Annotated in this window: 17 protein-coding genes; 13 read left to right on the top strand and 4 right to left on the bottom strand. The window is 71.7% G+C overall.

All coding sequences use genetic code 11. The features are described 5' to 3' along the window. Window positions 1–14: 14 nt before the first annotated feature. Complete coding sequence (locus tag ACZ7L0_RS18850) at window positions 15–956, bottom strand: LysR family transcriptional regulator (RefSeq protein ID WP_471243572.1); 942 nt, start codon at window positions 954–956, stop codon at window positions 15–17. A 124-nt stretch (window positions 957–1080) separates the two neighbouring features. Here ACZ7L0_RS18850 and ACZ7L0_RS18855 point away from each other — a divergent pair, with 124 nt between their 5' ends. From ACZ7L0_RS18855 to ACZ7L0_RS18880, 6 genes are read left to right on the top strand one after another with little or no spacing between them, the layout of a single operon-like run. Further along, window positions 1081–2073, top strand: coding sequence for a fumarylacetoacetate hydrolase family protein (locus tag ACZ7L0_RS18855; RefSeq protein ID WP_471243573.1), 993 nt, complete (start codon window positions 1081–1083; stop codon window positions 2071–2073). Further along, window positions 2070–3026, top strand: coding sequence for a cyclase family protein (locus tag ACZ7L0_RS18860; protein WP_471243574.1), 957 nt, complete (start codon window positions 2070–2072; stop codon window positions 3024–3026). Before ACZ7L0_RS18855 ends, ACZ7L0_RS18860 begins: the two co-directional genes overlap by 4 nt. Window positions 3027–3048: 22 nt before the next feature. Further along, window positions 3049–4179 (top strand): FAD-dependent oxidoreductase, encoded by a 1131-nt coding sequence (locus tag ACZ7L0_RS18865; protein ID WP_471243575.1) that lies wholly within the window; start codon window positions 3049–3051, stop codon window positions 4177–4179. Then, on the top strand, window positions 4176–5174 hold the full coding sequence (locus tag ACZ7L0_RS18870; protein ID WP_471243576.1) for an amidohydrolase family protein: 999 nt from the start codon (window positions 4176–4178) through the stop codon (window positions 5172–5174). Before ACZ7L0_RS18865 ends, ACZ7L0_RS18870 begins: the two co-directional genes overlap by 4 nt. Before the next feature lie 4 nt (window positions 5175–5178). Next, window positions 5179–6111: a VOC family protein gene (locus ACZ7L0_RS18875; protein ID WP_471243577.1), complete on the top strand. Its 933-nt coding sequence runs from the start codon at window positions 5179–5181 to the stop codon at window positions 6109–6111. Window positions 6112–6124: 13 nt separating this feature from the next. Next, window positions 6125–7051, top strand: a complete 927-nt coding sequence (locus ACZ7L0_RS18880) for a fumarylacetoacetate hydrolase family protein (protein ID WP_471243578.1) — start codon at window positions 6125–6127, stop codon at window positions 7049–7051. A gap of 49 nt (window positions 7052–7100) precedes the next feature. Here the strand turns inward: ACZ7L0_RS18880 and ACZ7L0_RS18885 are convergent, their stop codons facing one another. Together ACZ7L0_RS18885 and ACZ7L0_RS18890 are read right to left on the bottom strand one after the other, a co-directional pair. Beyond that, a complete protein-coding gene (locus ACZ7L0_RS18885; protein ID WP_471243579.1) occupies window positions 7101–9938 on the bottom strand; it encodes a type 2 lanthipeptide synthetase LanM family protein in 2838 nt (945 codons plus the stop codon). Window positions 9939–10035: 97 nt separating this feature from the next. After that, window positions 10036–10236, bottom strand: a complete 201-nt coding sequence (locus ACZ7L0_RS18890; RefSeq protein WP_471243580.1) for a DUF6229 family protein — start codon at window positions 10234–10236, stop codon at window positions 10036–10038. Window positions 10237–10510: 274 nt separating this feature from the next. On the opposite strand from ACZ7L0_RS18890, the gene ACZ7L0_RS18895 reads away from it, so the two are divergent. The 3 genes from ACZ7L0_RS18895 (at window position 10511) to ACZ7L0_RS18905 (ending at window position 13425) form a co-directional block, all read left to right on the top strand. Continuing rightward, the gene (locus ACZ7L0_RS18895) at window positions 10511–11791 is read left to right on the top strand and encodes a lipase family protein (protein WP_471243581.1); all 1281 of its coding nucleotides are present in this window, start codon (window positions 10511–10513) and stop codon (window positions 11789–11791) included. Window positions 11792–11876: 85 nt separating this feature from the next. Further along, on the top strand, window positions 11877–12023 hold the full coding sequence (locus ACZ7L0_RS18900) for a hypothetical protein (RefSeq protein ID WP_471243582.1): 147 nt from the start codon (window positions 11877–11879) through the stop codon (window positions 12021–12023). A 712-nt stretch (window positions 12024–12735) separates the two neighbouring features. Then, the gene (locus ACZ7L0_RS18905) at window positions 12736–13425 is read left to right on the top strand and encodes a CAP domain-containing protein (protein WP_471243583.1); all 690 of its coding nucleotides are present in this window, start codon (window positions 12736–12738) and stop codon (window positions 13423–13425) included. Between the two features lie 28 nt (window positions 13426–13453). On the opposite strand, the gene ACZ7L0_RS18910 is transcribed toward ACZ7L0_RS18905, so the two are convergent. After that, window positions 13454–14143 carry a GIY-YIG nuclease family protein gene (locus tag ACZ7L0_RS18910; RefSeq protein ID WP_471243584.1) on the bottom strand — a complete coding sequence of 230 codons (690 nt, stop codon included), beginning with the start codon at window positions 14141–14143 and terminating at the stop codon, window positions 13454–13456. 189 nt (window positions 14144–14332) lie between these two features. Between ACZ7L0_RS18910 and ACZ7L0_RS18915 the strand changes: the two genes are divergently transcribed. The 4 genes from ACZ7L0_RS18915 (at window position 14333) to ACZ7L0_RS18930 (ending at window position 18889) form a co-directional block, all read left to right on the top strand. After that, window positions 14333–15814: a glutamate-cysteine ligase family protein gene (locus ACZ7L0_RS18915; RefSeq protein WP_471243585.1), complete on the top strand. Its 1482-nt coding sequence runs from the start codon at window positions 14333–14335 to the stop codon at window positions 15812–15814. Between the two features lie 92 nt (window positions 15815–15906). Beyond that, the gene (locus tag ACZ7L0_RS18920) at window positions 15907–16053 is read left to right on the top strand and encodes a hypothetical protein (RefSeq protein WP_471243586.1); all 147 of its coding nucleotides are present in this window, start codon (window positions 15907–15909) and stop codon (window positions 16051–16053) included. Window positions 16054–16127: 74 nt separating this feature from the next. Further along, entirely contained in the window at window positions 16128–17993 is a 1866-nt protein-coding gene (locus ACZ7L0_RS18925; protein ID WP_471243587.1) for an ABC transporter ATP-binding protein, read from the top strand. Next, window positions 17990–18889, top strand: a complete 900-nt coding sequence (locus tag ACZ7L0_RS18930; RefSeq protein ID WP_471243588.1) for a serine/threonine-protein kinase — start codon at window positions 17990–17992, stop codon at window positions 18887–18889. The genes ACZ7L0_RS18925 and ACZ7L0_RS18930 overlap by 4 nt, the downstream gene beginning before the upstream one ends. Window positions 18890–18909 lie beyond the last annotated feature (20 nt).

An 18909-nucleotide genomic window follows, 5' to 3' on the forward strand; every position in this document is an offset into this window, starting at 1 on the left:
GATGGCCTGCGCGGTCACGGGAGCGGCGTCGCGGATGCGGCGTCCACGGATGCCGCGGTCACGGTCGCGGCGACCCGCGCCGCCGTCTCGCGCAGCCAGATGTGCGCGGCGTCGTGCGTGTGGACCGGGTGCCACCACAGGGCCTCCTGGAGCGGCACGGTCTCGTACGGCGCCTTCATGATCCGTACGGGAGCGATGCCGTGCAGACGGCGCGCCAGGAGCTCCTGGACCAGGGCGATACGACGGGTCCCGGCGACCAGGAACGGGAGCACCTGGAAGCTCTCCACAGAGACCTCGACGCGGGGTTCGATGCCGAGCATGCCGAGCTGGCGGACCGCCGGTGTGTCGTAGCTGCGCTGGTACGTCACCCACGGCAGCCGCGCCAGATCCTCCCGGCTGAGGTGGTCGCCTACCTCGGGGTTGTCCTCGGCGACGAGGAAGACCCACCGGTCCTGGTAGAGCTCGGTGGCGGGGAAGTCGCTGATGACGCCGTGCGGCATGAACAGTCCGTCGGTGGTGCTCAGCAGGGTGCCGGTCCGCTCGACGATGCCGGGCGGGGTCTGGGTGAAGCGCAGGCGGATACCCGGCGCCTCCTGGTGGACGGTGCGGGCGAGTTCGGCCCCGAAGACGGCCACCGCGTAGTCGGAGGACACAAGGGTGAACTCGCGGGACTCGACCGCCGGATCGAAGTCGGCCTGACTGCTGAAGAGGCGTTCCAGCAGGTCGCAGGCGGTCGAGGTGCGGTCGAGGAGGATCTGGCCGAGAGCGGTCAGTTCGTAGTGGCCGCCGACGCGCGAGAGCAGGTCGTCGTCGAAGTGGCGGCGCAGGCGGGCCAGGGCGGCGCTCATCGCGGGCTGGCTCAGGCCGATCCGCCGGCCGGCGCGGGTGACGTTGCGCTCCTCCAGGAGGGCGCGCAGGGCGACGACGAGGTTGAGGTCGAGGCTGGCCAGGTTCACGGTGTGCTCCCCGCTCGCGAGAGGCGGCATAAACGCGCTGGATGATCTGCATCCACGGAATCGATTTCCCAGATTACGAGATGCGGGGCCAGATTAGTGCCATCGCCATCAGGAGGACACGTTCGTGAAACCCGCAGCCACGTCCGCCCCCTTCGCCGGACCCTTCGCCCTCGCCACGCTCTCCGCCCCGGGAGGCACCCCCTTTCCCGCCCTGGTCACGCCGGACCGCCGCGCGCTCGACCTGCGCACGGCCCTCGACGTCCCGGCCCTGACGATCCGTAGCCTTCTGGAGCGCTGGGCCGAGCGGCTGCCCGGGCTGCACGCCCTCGCTGCCGACCGGGACGCCGACCGGCAGCCGCTGGACGGTCTGCGGGTGCACGCCCCCGTCGAGCCCCGGCAGATCTTCCAGTCCGGCGCCAACTACCGGCAGCACGTGATCGACCTGGAGGTGGCCCACCGCTCCCCCGACGACCCGCGCACGGTCGAGGAGGCACGCGCGGAGATCGCCGCGATCATGGACCGGCGGGCGGCCGACGACCTGCCGTACGTCTTCGTCGGTCTGCCGAGCGCGGTCACCGGCCCGTACGACGACGTCGTACTCCCCTCCTGGGCCGAACAGCCCGACTGGGAACTGGAGTTGGCGGCCGTGATCGCCAAGCCCGCCTACCGGGTCCCGGTCGATCAGGCACTGGAGCACATCGCCGGATACACGATCGCCAACGACCTCACCGACCGCGCCACCGTCTTCCGCCGTGACATGCCCGCCATCGGCACCGACTGGCTGCGCAGCAAGAACGCGCCCGGCTTCACCCCGCTCGGCCCGTGGCTCGTTCCGGCTCAGTCCGTCGCGGACCCGGGTGACCTGCGGGTCACACTGAAGCTGAACGGCGAGACCATGCAGGACGAGTCCACCAAGGACATGATCTTCGGTGTCGCACGGATCGTGTCGTACGTGTCGCAGACCGCCCAGCTCCTGCCCGGGGACCTGGTTCTCACGGGCAGCCCGGCCGGCAACGGCATGCACTGGGGGCGGCTGCTGCGCGACGGCGACGTGATGGACGGGTCGATCACCGGCCTGGGCGCCCAGCGCACGCGATGCGTCGGGGAGAGGTCATGAACCGTGACGACCCCGAGAGCGCGATCGCCGAGGCCGCCAAAGCCTGCTCCAACTGGGGGCGTTGGGGTGACGACGACGTGCTGGGCACGCTGAACTTCCTCGACGCGGCCAAGCGCCGCGAGGGCGCGGCCCTCGTCCGGCGCGGTGTGAGCTTCTCCCTCTCCCAGCGCTTCGACATGAACGGCCCGCAGAAGGGCTGGCGCCGGCGCACCAACCCGGTGCACACCATGCTCGACACCGGCACCGACGCGGCCCTCGGCAACCAGGGCTTCCCGCACGGCATCGGCGGCGCCGACGACGTGATCGCGATGCCGCTGCAGTGCTCCACCCAGTGGGACGGCCTCGGGCACATCTTCGACCACGGCCACGCCTGGAACGGGCGGCGCGCCGAGCGGGTCGTCACCTCCGACGGTGACCTCGTCACCGGCATCGAGCACATGGCGCCGTACGTCGCCGGGCGCGGCGTCCTGCTCGACGTGGGCCAAGTGGTCGGCACGGACGGTGAGTTGCCCGACGGCTTCGCCGTCACCGAGAAGCACCTGACCGCCACCGCCGACGCCCACGGGGTGAGCGTCGGCCGCGGCGACATCGTCGTCGTACGCACCGGACGGCTGGCCCGCGCCCGCCGCGAAGGCTGGGGCGACTACGCCGGCGGGGACTCCCCCGGGCTGTCGTTCACCACGGCGAACTGGCTGCACCGCACCGAGATCGCCGCGATCGCGACCGACACCTGGGGCTTCGAAGTGCGGCCCAACGAGTTCGAGGACGCCTTCCAGCCCCTGCACCAGGTCGCCATCCCCCACATCGGCCTGCTCATCGGTGAGATGTGGGACCCCGACGCACTCGCCGCCGACTGTGCGGCGGACGGGGTGTACGAGTTCTGGCTCACCGCCGCACCCCTTCCCATCACCGGAGCCGTCGGCTCCCCCGTCAACCCGATCGCCGTCAAGTAGCGCGAGGAACCAGGGAGTTCCCATGACCGACACCCCTACCGTCCTCGTCGTCGGCGGCGGCGCCTCCGGCAGCGCGGCGACGATCCTGCTGCGGCGCGCCGGGATCGCCGTGGACCTGATCGAGGCGAAGCCCGACTGGAACGCCACGACCGGCTCCGGCATCACCCTCCAGGGCAACGCCCTGCGGGTCCTGCGCGAACTCGGCGTGTGGAAGCGGGTGGAAGCATCCGGATACGCCTTCGGCTCGCTGGGCGTGACCGCTCCGGACGGCACCCTGCTGTTCGCCGCCGAGGACATCCGGACCGGCGGGGAGGACCTGCCCGCCACGCTGGGCATGCGGCGGCCCCGGCTGCAGCAGATCCTCATCGACGCGGTCCGCGCGTCCGGCGCCACCGTACGCCTGGGCACCACCGCCGAGCTGCTGGAGCAGGACGGCGAGGGCGTCTCGGTCCGGTTCGGCGACGGCACCGAAGGCCGCTACGACCTCGTGATCGCCGCCGACGGCCTCAACTCCGCCACCCGGGCGGCGATCGGCGTCACGGAGAGACCCGAGCCGACCGGCATGGCCATCTGGCGCGCCCCCGCCCCGCGTCCCGAGGGCATCACGCGCACGGACCTGGCGTACGGCGGCCCGGCGTACATCGCGGGCTACTGCCCCACCTCCGAGAGCACGATCTACGCCTACGTGGTCGAGGCGTGCCGCGACCGGGCCTCGATCCCTCCGGAGGCGTACGCGGACGAGATGCGTCTGCTCGCGGAGGGCTACGGCGGCTTCTGGCCGGAGATCGTCAAACACCTCACGGACCCGGCGAAGGTCAACTACACCTGGTTCGACCGCCTGTTGGTGGAGGGCTCCTGGCACCGCGGCCGGATCGTCCTCGTCGGTGACGCCGCCCACTGCTGCCCGCCCACCCTCGCCCAGGGCGCGGCCCTGTCCCTGGAGGACGCCCTGGTACTGGCCGAGCTGCTCACCAGCGGCCGGGCCTGGGACGACGAACTGTTGCGGACGTACTACGAGCGGCGCGTCCCGCGCGTGCGGGCCGTCGTCGATGCGTCCGTGCAGCTCGGGCAGTGGCAGCTGGACGGTGTACGGGACGCCGACGTGCCCGGTCTCATCGGCCGCACCATGACGATGCTCAAGGAGCGGCCGTGACGACACCCACCGTCGACGTCCACGCCCATGTCCTGCTGCCCGAGGTCGACGCCCTGGTCGCCGGGCTCCCCGGCCTCGCCGAGGCCAGGGCGCTCGACGCCCGCCGGGGCGGCCCGGCGGCCCTGGCCGTCAGCGGCCCCATGGTGCGCGAGCGGATTCCGAAACTGACCGAGGTCGCCGTACGGCTGGCCGCGATGGACGCGCAGGGCGTGGACGTGCAACTGGTCAGCCCGTCCCCCTCGCACTACCACTCCTGGGCGGACGAGGACACCGCCGAGAAGGTCTGCCGACTCGCCAACGAGGCGACGGCCGCGCACTGCGCGCAGGCCCCGGGGCGGCTGCACGGTCTCGGCCTGGTGCCCCTGCAGCATCCGGACCTGGCGGTGACGGCCCTCGAACACGCCCTGGAACAAGGCCTGTTGGGTGCGGAGATCTCCTCGCACGCGCCCGGCCGGGAACTGTCGGACCCCGCCTACGAACCCCTCTGGACCCGGGCCGAGGAGACGGGCGCGATCCTCTTCCTGCACCCGTTCGGCTGCACCCTCGACGAGCGCCTGGACCAGTGGTACCTGTCCAACATCGTCGGCCAGCCGACGGAGAACGCCGTCGCCCTCTCCCATCTCGTCTTCTCCGGGGTACTGGACCGCCACCCCGGGCTCAAGCTGATCGCGGCGCACGGCGGCGGCTACCTCCCCACCCACATCGGCCGCTCCGACCACGCCTGGTCGGCCCGCGCGGACGCCGGCGCGGGCTGCGCCCACCCGCCGAGCAGCTACCTCAAGCGCCTCTACTTCGACTCCCTGGTCCACGACCCCCACGTCCTGCGGGAGTTGATCCGCGCGGCCGGCGCCGACCGCGTCCTGCTCGGCTCCGACTTCCCCTTCGACATGGGCACCGAGGACCCCGTGGCGGCCCTGCGCGCCGCCCGCCTGTCCGATGCCGACTTCCACGCCGTCCGAGGCGGCAACGCCGCCGCCCTCCTCCCCAAGGACTGATCGCATGCGCCTGCTCACCCACCTCAGGCACGTCGACCTCGCCGTACCCGACTACGACAAGCAGCTCGACTTCTACGCCGGTGTCTGGGGCCTGACCAAGGTCGCCGAGGACTCCGGGATCTCCTTCCTGGCCGCGGAGGGCTCGCCCGAGCAGTACGTCGTACGGCTGCGCAAGGCCGAGGAGAAGCGCCTGGACCTCGTCTCGTACGGGGCCGCGAGCGCGGCGGACGTCGACACACTCGCCGAACGACTCCTCGCCGGTGGCGTCCGGTTGATCTCCCGGCCGGGCAAGGTCGACACTCCCGGCGGCGGCTACGGCTTCCGCTTCTTCGACGTCGACGGCCGCACCATCGAGGTCTCCGCCGACGTCGAAGTACGGCAGCACCGCAGGATCGAGGAGAAGGAGTCGATCCCGGTCAAGCTGTCGCACGTCGTCCTCAACTCCCCCGATCTGAACCGCACCCGGGAGTGGTACGAGCGACACCTCGGCTTCCGCCTCTCCGACACACTGACACACCCCCGGATGGGCGAGGCCATGCACTTCATGCGGATCAGCAGCCAGCACCACTCCATGGCCATCGCCCGGGGCCCACACACCGCCCTGCACCACGTCTCCTTCGAGATGCGCGGCATCGACGAGTACCTGCGCGGCTCCGGCCGGGTGATGCGGGCCGGCTTCAAGAAGGTCTGGGGCCCGGGACGGCACACGGCCGGCGACAACACGTTCACCTACTTCCTCGACCCGCACGGCAACACGGTCGAGTACACGACGGAGTTGGAGGTCCTCGACGAGGACACCTGGCACCCGCACGTCTACGACTTCTCCCAGCCGGAGGTCGCGGACCAGTGGGGCACGGCGAACCCGATGAACGAGCTGGTGGCCAAGGAGTCGTTCAACGACGTCGACCGCGGCGTGTTCGTCGCCCCGCCGGTGTGAGGGCAGGCCCGACATGCGTATCGCCACCTATCTGCACGAGGGGCGCCGCCGGTGTGGCGTCGTGGAGGACACCGTCGTCCGTGCGTGGCCGGAGGGCACGTCACCCCTCGACGCCACCGGATCCGTCCCGCTGGGGCCGGCGGTCCCGCTCGCGGACGTACGCCTGCTGCCCCCGCTGGAGCCGCCCACCGTCCGGGACTTCGTCACCTTCGAGGAACACGTGGAGGGCGTACGACGGTCGGTGGACGGGGTCGGTGGAGTCGCCGAAGCCTGGTACGACGCTCCGACCTTCTACTTCACCAACCCGTACGCGGTCATCGGCCCGTACGACGAGGTCCCCGTGCCCCCGGGCTCGCAGGTCCTCGACTTCGAACTCGAAGTCGCCGCCGTCATCGGCCGCGAGGGCCGCGATCTCACCCCCGAGCAGGCCCGCGACCACATCATCGGCTACACCGTCCTCAACGACTGGTCCGCACGCGACCTCCAGTCCCGCGAGATGCGGGTCAACCTCGGCCCCTGCAAGGGCAAGGACACCGCCACCACCCTCGGCCCGTACCTCGTCACCGCCGACGAACTGGAGCCGTACCGGGACGCGGACGGCTTCCTGCGGCTGGCCCTGACCGCCGAGGTGAACGGCGAGGTCGTCGGCAGGGATCTGCTGTCCAACATGAGCTGGACCTTCGAGGAGATGGCCGCCTACGCCTCGCGCGGCACCGTCGTCCGCCCCGGTGACGTGCTCGGCTCGGGCACCTGCGGCAACGGAGGCTGCCTGGCGGAACTGTGGGGCGTACGGGGGCGGCGGGATCCGCCGCCCCTGCGGCCCGGCGACACGGTCACCCTCACCGTCGAGGGCATCGGCGCCGTCTCCAACACCGTGGTCGCGGGCACCGATCCGGTGCCGCTGCCGACCGGCCGCCGCCGCGGCCGGGAGCGGCCGTGACAGGGGCTCCACAGCGCACTGGCCCCTGAGCACGGTGCGGCCCGGCGGATCAGTCGAGGAGCAAGGGGTTGGGCAGAGCGGCCGAGGGATGCATGCGCAGGAGGGTGTGCAGGACTCCTGCGAGGCCGGACATCAGGCTTGGGGAGAACGCCTCACGGGCCAGGCCGCCGACCGGGCCGCGTTGTTCGAGGCCGGTGAGGATCTCGCCGTCGAGGCCCGCGGGGTCGCCGAAGCCCAGGGACGTCAGGAACTCCCAGAGGCCGAGGTCGCCGTGGCACAGGGTGTGGCTCCAGCCGAAGCCCTCGGCGGCGCAGGCGCGTGCGGCGCGGTGGGCCATGTCGAGGTGGGCGGGATCGCCCGTGCGGCGGTGGAGGTCGAGCATGCCGATGCCGATCCCCGCGCTGCCGTGGCACCAGCTGGTGAAGAAGTCCTCCTCGGCGCCGACCCGGACGTCGAGCCAGTTGCCGTGCTCGGGCTGGTAGAGGGACTCCTGGTAGGCGAAGGCCCGCTCGGCGAGGTGCGCCCAGTCGCGGCGTTCGGCCGGGGAACCCGCGTCGCCGAGGGCGAGCCGGGTCAGCGCCCAGCCGATACCGGTGGCGCCGTGGGCGAACCCGCCGATGCCCTCGGGGTTGAGCCGGGTCGTCCAGCGGGCGCCGCTCGCGTCGACGGCGGCCAGTCCGGCCAGTCGGCGGCCGATGTGCGCGGCGGCACCGAGCCAGCGGTCCTGCCCGGTCACCGCGGCCAGGTTCAGCAGGGGCACGACCCCGCCTGCCGCCCCGTTGAGGAGGTCCACCTCGATGTCGTCCTCGATCAGCCGGCCGCCCTCCGCGAGCAGCTGGGCCCGGTCCGCGGCCCGCTCCAGCAGCCAGTCCTCGCCGAGCACCCGGTGCAACGCCAGCCAGGTCCACACCTGCGACGCGGCACCGCTGAACGCCCCCGGTGACGGCGTCGGCGTCCGGTCCTCGGTGGCGACCAGCACCCGCAGCGCACCCTCGAACGTCTCGGCGACGCCGGGCACCTCGTCCGCCCGGCCGGCCCGCACCTCGGTCACGTACTCCGCGAGCGTCAGCGCCACCCCGCCCTGCCCGGTGTAGAGGTCGGCGGGCAGGACCCGGATGGACCACCCCGCGGGGGTGAAGACCGGGCTGATCCAGGTGACCGTACCGTCCTCGCCGCGCACCGCCCCGTCGCACAGCCGCCGTACCATCTGCGCGGCCAGGTCGCGGCGGCGCCGCTCCCGGTCACGGGCGTGCGGGTCGCGGGCGGCGGCCTGCACCCGCGCGGGCAGTGACCGCTCATTGAGGTAGGCGCCCACCAGCGCGTCCTGGATCACCGACTCCTCCAGCGCCAGGTCGGCGCTGCGCCAGTCCTCGACGGTGGCCCGCACGACGGCCGCGTCCACGGTGAAGCCGCACATCGGGACGTCGCCGACCAGCAGGTCCGCGATCTCACCGTCGATGGCCGCGCGGTCGGTCGGCGCGCCGGGCAGCACCTCGGCGTTGCGCCGCAGGATGTCCCGGGCCCGCTCGACGGCCGCCGCCTCGTCGTGCAGCGACGCCGGGTGCCACAGCATCCGGCCGATGTCCACGTACGCCTGCGTCGGCCTGAGGATCCGCCGCGCCCGGGCGCCTTCGAAGCGGCGCAGCAGCCGGTACGGGTCCGTCCCGGGCCGGCGCAGGTGCGCGGTCATCTCGCGGAAGCCGGCCAGGATCCGGTCCCAGTACGCGCTGAGTACCGGGGTGGGGCTGGGGTGGTTGCCCGTGACGGGCATCGCCACCAGGTCCACCTGGAAGCGGGCCGCCGCGGTGCCGCCGTCCGCGATCACCGGGTTGGGGATCAGCGGCTGCTGGCCGGGCAGCGCCCCGACCCCGGAGATGTCCACCCCGCCGAGCGCGAAGCCGGTGCCGCGTACGGGCAGCAGTCCGGTACGCAGCACCGTACGGCGGATGGCCGCCGCCGCCACGTCCACCGCGTCGCCCCGGCCGCTGGGCGGAAAGGGCGCGGGGGCGTCGAAGAGCGTCTCGGCGTCCACGATCACCGGCACCGGGCCCGCGGCGATCATGTTCTCGGCGTGCATGTCGGTGCCGCCGGTGAAGCGGAGGACGGCCAGCCAGTGTCCGACGCCCCGGTAGAACGCGGCGAGTTCGGCGTCGTCCGCGCAGTAGCGGTGGTGGACGAACTCGGCCCAGCCGTAGCCCTCGCGCGCCAGCGTCCGCGGCACCCGGATACGTTCCTGGGGCGCCGGGGCACCGGGGAAGTCCGTGTACAGCTCGTCCAGCAGCGCGCCCAGGGCCACGTCGGCCTCGGACGGCCGCGGCTTGTACATGACGCTTCCGCCGGTGAAGTCTGCCCGGCTGACCGTCAGGCCGCCCCGGTGGGTGTCACCGGCCCCGAACGCGACGGTGCGCAGCTCCCCCGCGGGTCCGCCCAGGAGGACGCGCAGCAGGTCGCGGTCCGCGGCGAGCCGCTGCGCGAAACCGGCCGTCGCCGCCACCGACAGCCGCGCCACCGAAGCGACCCTGGTGCCGACGCTCGGGTACCGGCCGGCCAGCCGGTCGAGATAGCCCTCAGCCCCGGCCTGCTCGATGAACGCGGCCCACGTCTCGGTGTCGGATCCGGCCCCCGGGTTCTCGGCGGCCGGCCCGGCGCCCGCTGTCATGCGCAGTGCGTGCAGTTCGATCAGGAACAAGCGGGACAGCTTCGCGTGCAGGGACCTCAGCAAGGCGGTGTGGCCGGCTTCCAGCACCGCGTCCCGCTCCGCGCGGCTCAGCGCGTCCACGGCGGCCAGTCGCCGGGCCAGCTCTTCGCGCCAGGGGCGGGCGATGCTCCGTACGGGCCCGGCGAACCATTCCGCCTCGTCCCCTCTTTCCGGCGCCGATCCGCTCACCGTCCACCCTCCCCATTCCGCCGGATGCGACGCGCCCTCCAAGGGCGCCCCCGCGGGGCGCCCTTGGAGAAACGCACTCTTGAACGTGGATCAGTGCTCAGCAACACCAGCTGCCGTGCGACCCGCTCGGGCTGGAACAGAAGCCGTAGAGGGAGTCGCTCGGGTCGGTGAGCGCGGCCTCGGCGGCGCTACCGCCGACGTACAGGGGCCCGGCCGGGTTGCTCTGGCCATATGCGCTCTCGGCACCCGACAGCCAGGCCTCGAGCACGGCGGTGGTGGACAGATGGGTCTGGGGCATCAGCGGCCTCCGGACGTGAGAATTGGGACGGATTGCCCAGCCCTGAGTATCGCCGGATGCGAACACCCGTCAGACGAGTAATCCAGCCACAGTCGATTGGTGCCCGTGCGGCGCGGGACCACCCCGGGGGCAGGTGGGATCGCGGCGGGGGTTGTCGCGAGCGCACAACGACGGCGTCGAACGTGCGCGGCTGCTGACTACCTGTCATGTCAGGTGGCTTCTAGCGTCGAACGCCCCAAGACACCGCCCTCCGTGAAAGGGACGTGCCTCAGCGATGAAGAGATCCGCCCTGCTCACCGCCCTGACGACCGCAGCCGTGCTCGGCGGCACCCTCGTCTCCCAGGCCTCCGCCGCCACCGAGCCGCCGGCCGCGGTGAACGCCTGCGCCGCCTCCGACGCGGACATCTACTCCCCGCCCGGCACCGCGCCGTCCACACCGGGAACGGTCCTGGCCTGCCGGCCGGTCACCCTCACCCAGGTGCCGGGCGGCATCGCCATGTCCGCCTGGAAGGTGCGCTACAGCTCCGCCGACAACCAGGGCCGGCCCACCGTCGTCTCGGGCACCGTCGCCGTCCCGTCGGCCGCCTGGACCGGGCCCGGCACGCGCCCCGTGGTCGCCTTCAACCCCGGCACGCTCGGTCTGGGCCCCCAGTGCGCGTTCTCCAAACAGCTCGCCGGGGCCTACCAGGACGAGTACGAGGGCGACAACATCGCGGCCCTGCTCAAGGCCGGCTACGCCGTCGCCGCCACCGACGGGACCGGCTACCTCGACGGACAGACACACCGGTACATGGCCGGAATCGACGCCGGCCACGCCCTGCTCGACATCGCCCGCGCAGCGACCGCGGTGCCGGGCGGCGGCCTGTCCCCGCAGACCCGGATCGGCCTGTGGGGTTACTCCGAGGGCGGCGCGGCAAGCCTGTGGGCAGCGCAGCTGGCCTCCACTTACGCGCCCGAGCTCCGCGTCGTCGGTGACGCCTCCGGCGGGGTCCCCGGAGACCTGAGGACCGTGGCGGCCTCGTTGGACGGCAGCGCCTTCGCCGGTTTCCTCGCCGACGCGTCCGTCGGCATCCACACCGCCTACCCGGCGCTGCCCTTCGACTCCCTCCTCGACGACCAGGGCCGGGACGCCATCAGGACCGCGACCTCGGTGTGCCTGGTCGGAACCACCGTCGCCCTCGCGGGCAAGCGCATCAGCGACTACACCACCGGCAAGCTCACCCTCGACCAGCTCTACCAGCAGCGCGGCACCGACGGCCGCACCTGGGGCCAGGTCCTCGACGCACAGCGGCTCGGCACGGACATGGGCCCCGCCTCCTCGCAGGCCCGCTACCGCGTCTCCTTCCCCGTGCTCCAGTACCGCGGCCTGCTGGACGAGGTCATCCCCACCGCCACCGAGGACGCCACCCGCACCGCCTACTGCGACGCGGGTATCACCACCACCTGGCGGACCTACCCCGGCGACCACCTCCTCACCGACAACCAGGCCATCGGCGACGTCGTCTCCTGGCTCGGCGACCGCTTCACCGACCGCCCGGCTCAGAACGACTGCTGACCCGGGCGGCGGGGCTGAGCGCCCTCGGACGGGGTAGCCGGGATCCACGGAAGGGCAAACGCCCGCGTTCGTGAGAGGAAGAGCCATGCCAGGCCTGATGGGTCGTATCAAGGAGTTCGCCAAGAGCCCGCAGGGGCGTCGTACGGCCGAGCAGGTACGCCGCGCCGCGGCCGATCCCCGGCGGCGGGCCCAGGCGCAGCGGCTGCTGGGCAAACTGCGCGGCCGCCCCTGAGCCCGCACATCGGCGCCGGGCGCGGTGGCCCGCCGGGCACGTTCCCGCCCGGCGGGCCACCCGGCCGCTGACGTGTCGCCCGCTCCGTGAAGTCAGTCGCACCGGCCCGTCGGCCGGGCGCCCCTCACCACGCCGGTCGTGCCGGCCGCCGCGCTCAGCCACACCACCTGGCCGCCCGCTGCCGTTGACGGCCGTCGGGCCCAGAGCGGTGGTGTCCGCGGCTCGCTGGATCTCCGTGTTCTCCTCGGTGGTGACATCGATGACCCGGGTGGTCCACTTCCGGCCGGGATGCACATGGTTGCACTGGTTAGCAGTGACATCCGTCACTCCGCCCTCCCTCACCAACGCGGTCCGGTAGTACATGACGGCTGGGCGATATAGGGAGACTTGCCGCCCGGAAACGGACATAGGGCGCGCATGATCCGGTAAAACGCGCTCCAGCCGGTGCCGCCCCGCTGCTTCCCGCCGTACGAAGTCTTCTGACAGGGCGTCGGATATCGCCGCGCCTTGGAGATGCGGTCCAGCACACCCGTGCGCCCGATTCAAGGGTGGGCGATAGCTACGAGGGCGGGTAGTAGCGGCGGTCGTTGCCGCTCGCTCCCCCGGGTCCTAACAATGACGGCCCCACAAGGCGTCACCGCAGCTCAGGCCCAGCGTCCGCGCAGAGCCGACCCCGCCGGAGGCGCACCCGCGACGACCGAGCGAGAGCCGCATGAGCAAGCACCGCAGGAAGACACGCCACCGGCAGATAGCCGTCGCCGCCGTCGCGCTGAGCGCGCTGGCCGTACCGTCCGCCGCCATGGCCTGTCTGAACGACCAGGACCCCACGACCACCGAGGCCTACGGTCAGTGGCAGAACTGGAGGAACATCTCCTTGCAGGGGCAGGGGCAGTGGCAGAACGGGGTATGGATCCCCCAGGCCCCGGCAGCACCGGCAGCCCCCGCACCCGCCTCGACGGCAGCCCCCGCACCCAAGGCACCCGCCACCGCCTCCGCCACCACCCCCAGCGCGGCACCCTCCGCGTCCAGCGCCGTGACCCGTGTCGTGGCCCTGGTCAACAGCGAGCGCAGCAAGGCCGGTTGCGCGCCGGTGACGCTGAACGCCAAGCTCTCGAAGGCCGCCCAGGATCACAGCGCGGACATGGCGAGCCACCAGAACATGTCCCACACCGGCTCCGATGGTTCGGATCCGGGCCAGCGGATCACGCGCGCCGGATACACCTGGAGTTCCTACGGCGAGAACGTCGCGTACGGATACTCCACCCCCGAGCAGGTCATGGCCGGCTGGATGTCCAGCCCCGGCCACAAGCACAACATCCTGACCTGCGGCTTCAAGGAGATCGGCGTCGGCTACGCACAGCCCGGGAACTACTGGACCCAGGACTTCGCCACGGCCCGCTGACCCCCGCGTCCGCGGTCAGGCACTCCGGTCAGAGAGTCTCCACGTAGGCATCGATGATCCTCGCCGCGTCCCCGTACTCCACGAGGAAGAACTCGCGGTCCTTGCGGACCCGGAACTCCGCCAGCCTGGAGTGCAGTTCGGCTTCCACATGCCGGGCATGCGGGACCATCCACGCGCCGCGCGCGCCGTAGGGCACGACCACACCCGTGGAACTGTTGATCTCCTTGGCGCGCGTGGCGATGTCCCGGTCGGTGTAACCGATCTTGAGCAGAGTGGGCGCTTCACGGGTCGAGAGGACGTAGATGAACCCGTGACCCGCGGGGCGGCTCGGTGTTCCGGCGACGTAACGTTCGAGCGTCGCCGGCAGGTCGCACGCCTTCAGCGCGTCGGACGCCCGCGCGATGCCGGCCGTGTCGCAGTCCCGTATGCACCGGTAGAGGTGCAGCAGGGTGCCGGACACCTGGCGGGCAACCGCGTACCGGGGAAAGCCCAGTTGCGCCCAGACGGTGAACCAGTCCCACTGGTTCTTCTCGTACGTGCGTGTGAAGAGGCCCTTCACCACCGACAGGTCGTCCAGCCTGCCCAGGGCCGCGTGACGCCCCTCCGAGAGGGTGGAGAGCACGGTACGAGCGGCCTCGGTCCGCTGTTTCTGGACGGCAGGCTTGACCGGAGCCATGCCGAAGCCCCACTTCTGCTCGATCCTTCGAGGTTTCTGCATCTCGCTCCGCACCGCACGTCCGTTGAACGTCGCACAATCTACACGCGATCTACATGTACGGGAACGGACCAGGGTCCCTCGTGAGGCGTCGTCGACCATCGCTGCGGCCCGCCATCCCGCCTGGTCAGGGTCGCCCGGTGGTGCGACGCTGGGTGGAGAGGTGTCCGAGGAGGGGAGCCGGGAGGGCCGATGGGACGGGACGTCCCGGCGGTGGTCTTCACCCGCGAGGACCGCCGCCGGTACCGGATCAAGATGCAGGAGTGCCTCGACGCGTTCGCGCAGATGCTGCGCGAGTCGCGGTTCGAGTCCCCGGAGCGGCCCCAGGTGGGGCTGGAGATCGAGCTGAACCTGGTCGACGACCGGGGAGAGCCGGCTATGCGCAACAGCGATGTGCTCGAAGCGATCGCGGATCCCGCCTGGTCCACCGAGCTGGGCCGGTTCAACATCGAGATCAACGTGCCGCCCCGCCGTCTGACGGCGGGCGGCCCCGACTCCTGGGAGTCGGAGATCCGCGCCGCGCTGAACCACGCCGAGCAGCGCGCCAGGTCGGTCGGCGCGCATCTGATCATGATCGGCACCCTGCCCACCCTGCGGCAGCAGGACGTCGGCGAGGCGGCGCTGTCGGAGAACCCGCGCTACCGGCTGCTCAACGACCAGGTCTTCGCGGCTCGGGGCGAGGACCTGCGCATCGAGGTGGACGGCGTCGACCGGCTGCGGACGTACGCGGACACGATCACCCCCGAGGCCGCGTGCACCAGCACCCAGTTCCATCTGCAGGTGTCCCCTGAGGAGTTCGCCGACTACTGGAACGCGGCGCAGGCGATCGCCGGGGTCCAGGTCGCGCTGGCGGCCAATGCCCCGTTCCTGTTCGGCAAGGAGCTGTGGCACGAAACCCGTATCCCGCTGTTCGAGCAGGCCACCGACACCCGCCCGGAGGAGATCAAGGTGCAGGGGGTGCGGCCCCGGGTGTGGTTCGGGGAGCGGTGGATCAACAGCGTCTTCGACCTCTTCGAGGAGAACCTCCGCTACTTCCCGGCGCTGCTGCCCCTGTGCGACGAGCAGGACCCCGCGCAGACGCTGGACGGCGGCGACATCCCCGAACTGGCCGAGCTCACCCTGCACAACGGCACCATCTACCGCTGGAACCGCCCGGTCTACGCCATCGCCCACGACAAGCCGCACGTGAGGGTGGAGAACCGTGTGCTGCCCGCCGGCCCGACCGTCGCCGACACCCTGGCCAACGGCGCCTTCTACTACGGGCTCACCCGCGCGCTGGCCGAGGAGGAGCGGCCGGTGTGGTCACGGATGTCCTTCTCGGCCGCCGAGGACAACCTGCACACGGCGGCGCGGCAGGGCATCGACGCATCGCTCTACTGGCCCGGGATGGGTGAGGTGCCGGTGCCCGAACTGGTCCTGCGGCGCCTGCTGCCGATGGCGCACCACGGCCTGCAACGCTCCGGCATGGACGCGGCCTGGCGGGAGCCGCTGCTCGGCATCATCGAGCAGCGGTGCGTCACCGGCCGCAACGGGGCGGTCTGGCAGAAGGAGATGTTCCACCGCATCGACGCCGCCACCCACTCCGGTCGCCACGAGGCCCTGCGGCGGACGACGCAGCTGTACATCGACTACATGCACCTCAACGCGCCGGTCCACACATGGCCGGTCGACTGAGAACGAATCATAAGAAATTATCCATAGTCGCCATCCAGGAGGCCCTCTCAGACGTATATCCAATGTGGGGGACGCATCCAGGAGGGAAACTCATGGCGATCTTCAGTCACCTCATCCCCGCGAAACATCACGACCACAAGCACGACCACAACAAGGACACGACCTCCAGGCACGACACCAGCGGCAAGCGCCGCCACCGTCGTCACAGCCGCGATGGCAGCAGGCATCATCACTGGTAACCGCACCCGGCTGAGCGGGCCGGGGCGCGCACGCTCCGGTCCGCCGAGCCCGTGACCTTCGAGGAACGCCTGCCATGGTGCGTGTCCCGCGGCATGTTCTGCGGCGTCTGCTGTCGGTGGGTGAGGATCCCGACGCCGTCGTCGCCGCCGCGCCACCGGTGCCGCTGCGCGGGGTCTTCCGGCGTTTTTGGCCCTATACGCGCGGTGGCCGGCGCTGGCTGGTCGTGATCCTCTGCTTCAGCCTGATCGGGCCCGTGCTGGACGGGGCCGAGATCTGGCTTTTCAAGATCGCGGTGGACGATGTGCTCGTCCCCCGCGATCTGAGCCCCTTTCTGTGGATCGCGCTCGCCTACCTGGGGCTCGTCTTCGCCTCCGGCCTGCTGGGCTTCGCCGACGACGTGACGTCCACCTGGGTCAGCGAGCGATTCCTGCTGGCCTTGCGGGCGGATGTGTTCCGGCATGTGCAGGGCCTCTCCCTCGGATTCTTCGAACGACGGCGGCTGGGCGACGTGCTGTCGCGGGTCACGGGCGATGTCGACGCGGTCGAGACGTTTCTGCTCTCGGGCGTGGCGAACGCCCTCTACTACGTGGTCGAGGTGGGCGTCTTCCTCGGTCTGCTGTTCTATCTGCGATGGGATCTGACCCTCCTCGCACTCGTCATCGTGCCGCTGTTCTGGGGCGCGGCCCGCCACTTCTCGCGGCTGATCAAGGAAGCCTCGAGGGAGCGCAGGCGCCGCAGCGGCTCGCTCAGCGCGATCGCCGAGGAGTCGCTGGGCAATGTCGCCCTGGTGCAGGCGTACAACCGGCAGGGCTGGGAGGAGCGCCGGTTCCAGCGCGAGAGCGCGGGCAAGTTCCGGGCGGCGATGACCTCGGCTCGGATCCGTGCCGTCTACGGGCCGATCGTCGAGGTCATCGAGGTGGGCGGCGCGCTGGCCGTGATGGCGCTGGGCACCTGGCAGCTGGCGCAGGGCCGGCTGACGCTCGGCGGGCTGCTGGTCTTCCTCGCGCTGATCGGCAAGCTCTACGGTCCGATCCGTGATCTGTCCCATCTCAGTACGACGTTCTACGCGGCGTCCGCCGCCGCCGAGCGGATCATCGAGTTGCTCGACCAGCGCCCCCAGGTCGTCGAGGCCCCCGGAGCCCGGCGGCTCGGTCGGGCCCGCGGCGACGTGGAGTTCGCGGGCGTCTCCTTCCGCTATCCGGGCACGACCCGGTGGGCGCTCGCGGGCGTGTCGTTCCGAGCGGCGCCCGGCGAGACAGTGGCCCTGGTCGGGGCGAGCGGCGCCGGCAAGTCCACCGTCGCGAAGCTGCAGCTGCGCTTCTACGACCCGGACCGGGGGGTCGTCCGGGTCGACGGAACCGACCTGAGGGACCTGCGGCTGTCCGAGGTGCGGGAGAGCGTCGCGGTGGTACTGCAGGAGACACTGGTCTTCCACGGCACCGTACGGGAGAACATCGCCTACGGCCGCCCGGAGGCGACGCAGGAGGACATCGTCGCCGCGGCCCGCGCCGCCGACGCCGACGCGTTCATCCGGCTGCTTCCGGAGGGCTACGACACCGTGGTGGGCCAGCGTGGCCGGACGCTGTCCGGTGGGCAGCGCCAGCGCCTCGCGATAGCCCGGGCGATGATCAGGGACGCCCCCGTGCTCCTGCTCGACGAACCGACCGCCGGGCTGGACGCCCAGTCGGGCCGGCGGATCATGGAACCGCTGCGCCGGCTGATGGCCGGGCGGACCACCATCGTCATCTCGCACAACCTGCTCACCGTGCGCGACGCCACCCGCATCGTGGTGCTCGACCAGGGCCGGGTCGTCGAGCAGGGCACCCACGACGACCTGCTGGCGCTCGGCGGGACCTACGCCCGGCTGCACCGCCTGAACGCGGTGGCGGACCACGGCGCTTTCACCGCCGCCCCGCCCCCGGGAAGGGTCCGGTCATGAGCCGCGCCACCGCACCGCCGCCACCCCTGGTGCCGGGGACGAAACCCGTGCCGGGCTACGAGGTCCTGGCCCACCTGGCCCGGACCGGCTGGCTGGACCTGTACGACGCCTGGAGCGAGGAGCGGGACTGCCGGTGCGTCCTGAAGGCCGTACGTCCCGACCGGCGCCACGAGCGACGACTGCGCGACCGGCTGCTGCGTGAAGGCCGCTGGCTTCGCGCCTTCACCCACCCGCACCTGGTCCGTGCGTACGAGACCTTCGCCTCCCCCGAGCCGCTCGTCGTGCTGGAAACCCTGACCGGCGAGACGCTGTCCCACCTCATCCACCGATTGAAGCGCCGGCCCGCCGCCGAGGACGTGGCCCTCCTCGGCGTGCACCTGTGTTCCGCGACGCACTACCTCCACGGTCAGGGCCTGCTGCACCTGGACCTCAAGCCGTCCAACGTCGTGGTCGACTGCGGGCACGCCAAGGTGCTCGACCTCAGCCTCGCCCGGCCGCCCGGCATCGCTCCCGCGGGCACCGGAACCTTCTGCTATCTCGCCCCCGAGCAGGCGTGCGGGGGGCCGCTGACGGCCGCTACCGACGTATGGGGCATCGGTGTCACGTTGTACGAGGTCGCCGTCGGCGGCCTGCCGTTCGACTGCGGTGAGACCGTGGACGAATCGGAGACGGAGGACGACACCGGTGACGACACCACCGGCCCGGACGACTGGTATCCGCAGCTGGAAGAACGTGCCCGGCCGATCGGGTCCCGGCGACGCCTGCCGCGGGGCCTCGCCACGGCCATCGACGGCTGCCTGCGGCCCGATCCGGCGGCCCGGCCCGGCGTCCGTGAACTCGCCGCCGCCCTCGACGCGGCTCTGCCGTGGCAACGGCGCCAGGTGCCCTCGGCATGACGGTCCCGCGCGGGGGCGCG

Source organism: Streptomyces sp. NPDC039424, from assembly GCF_055639495.1.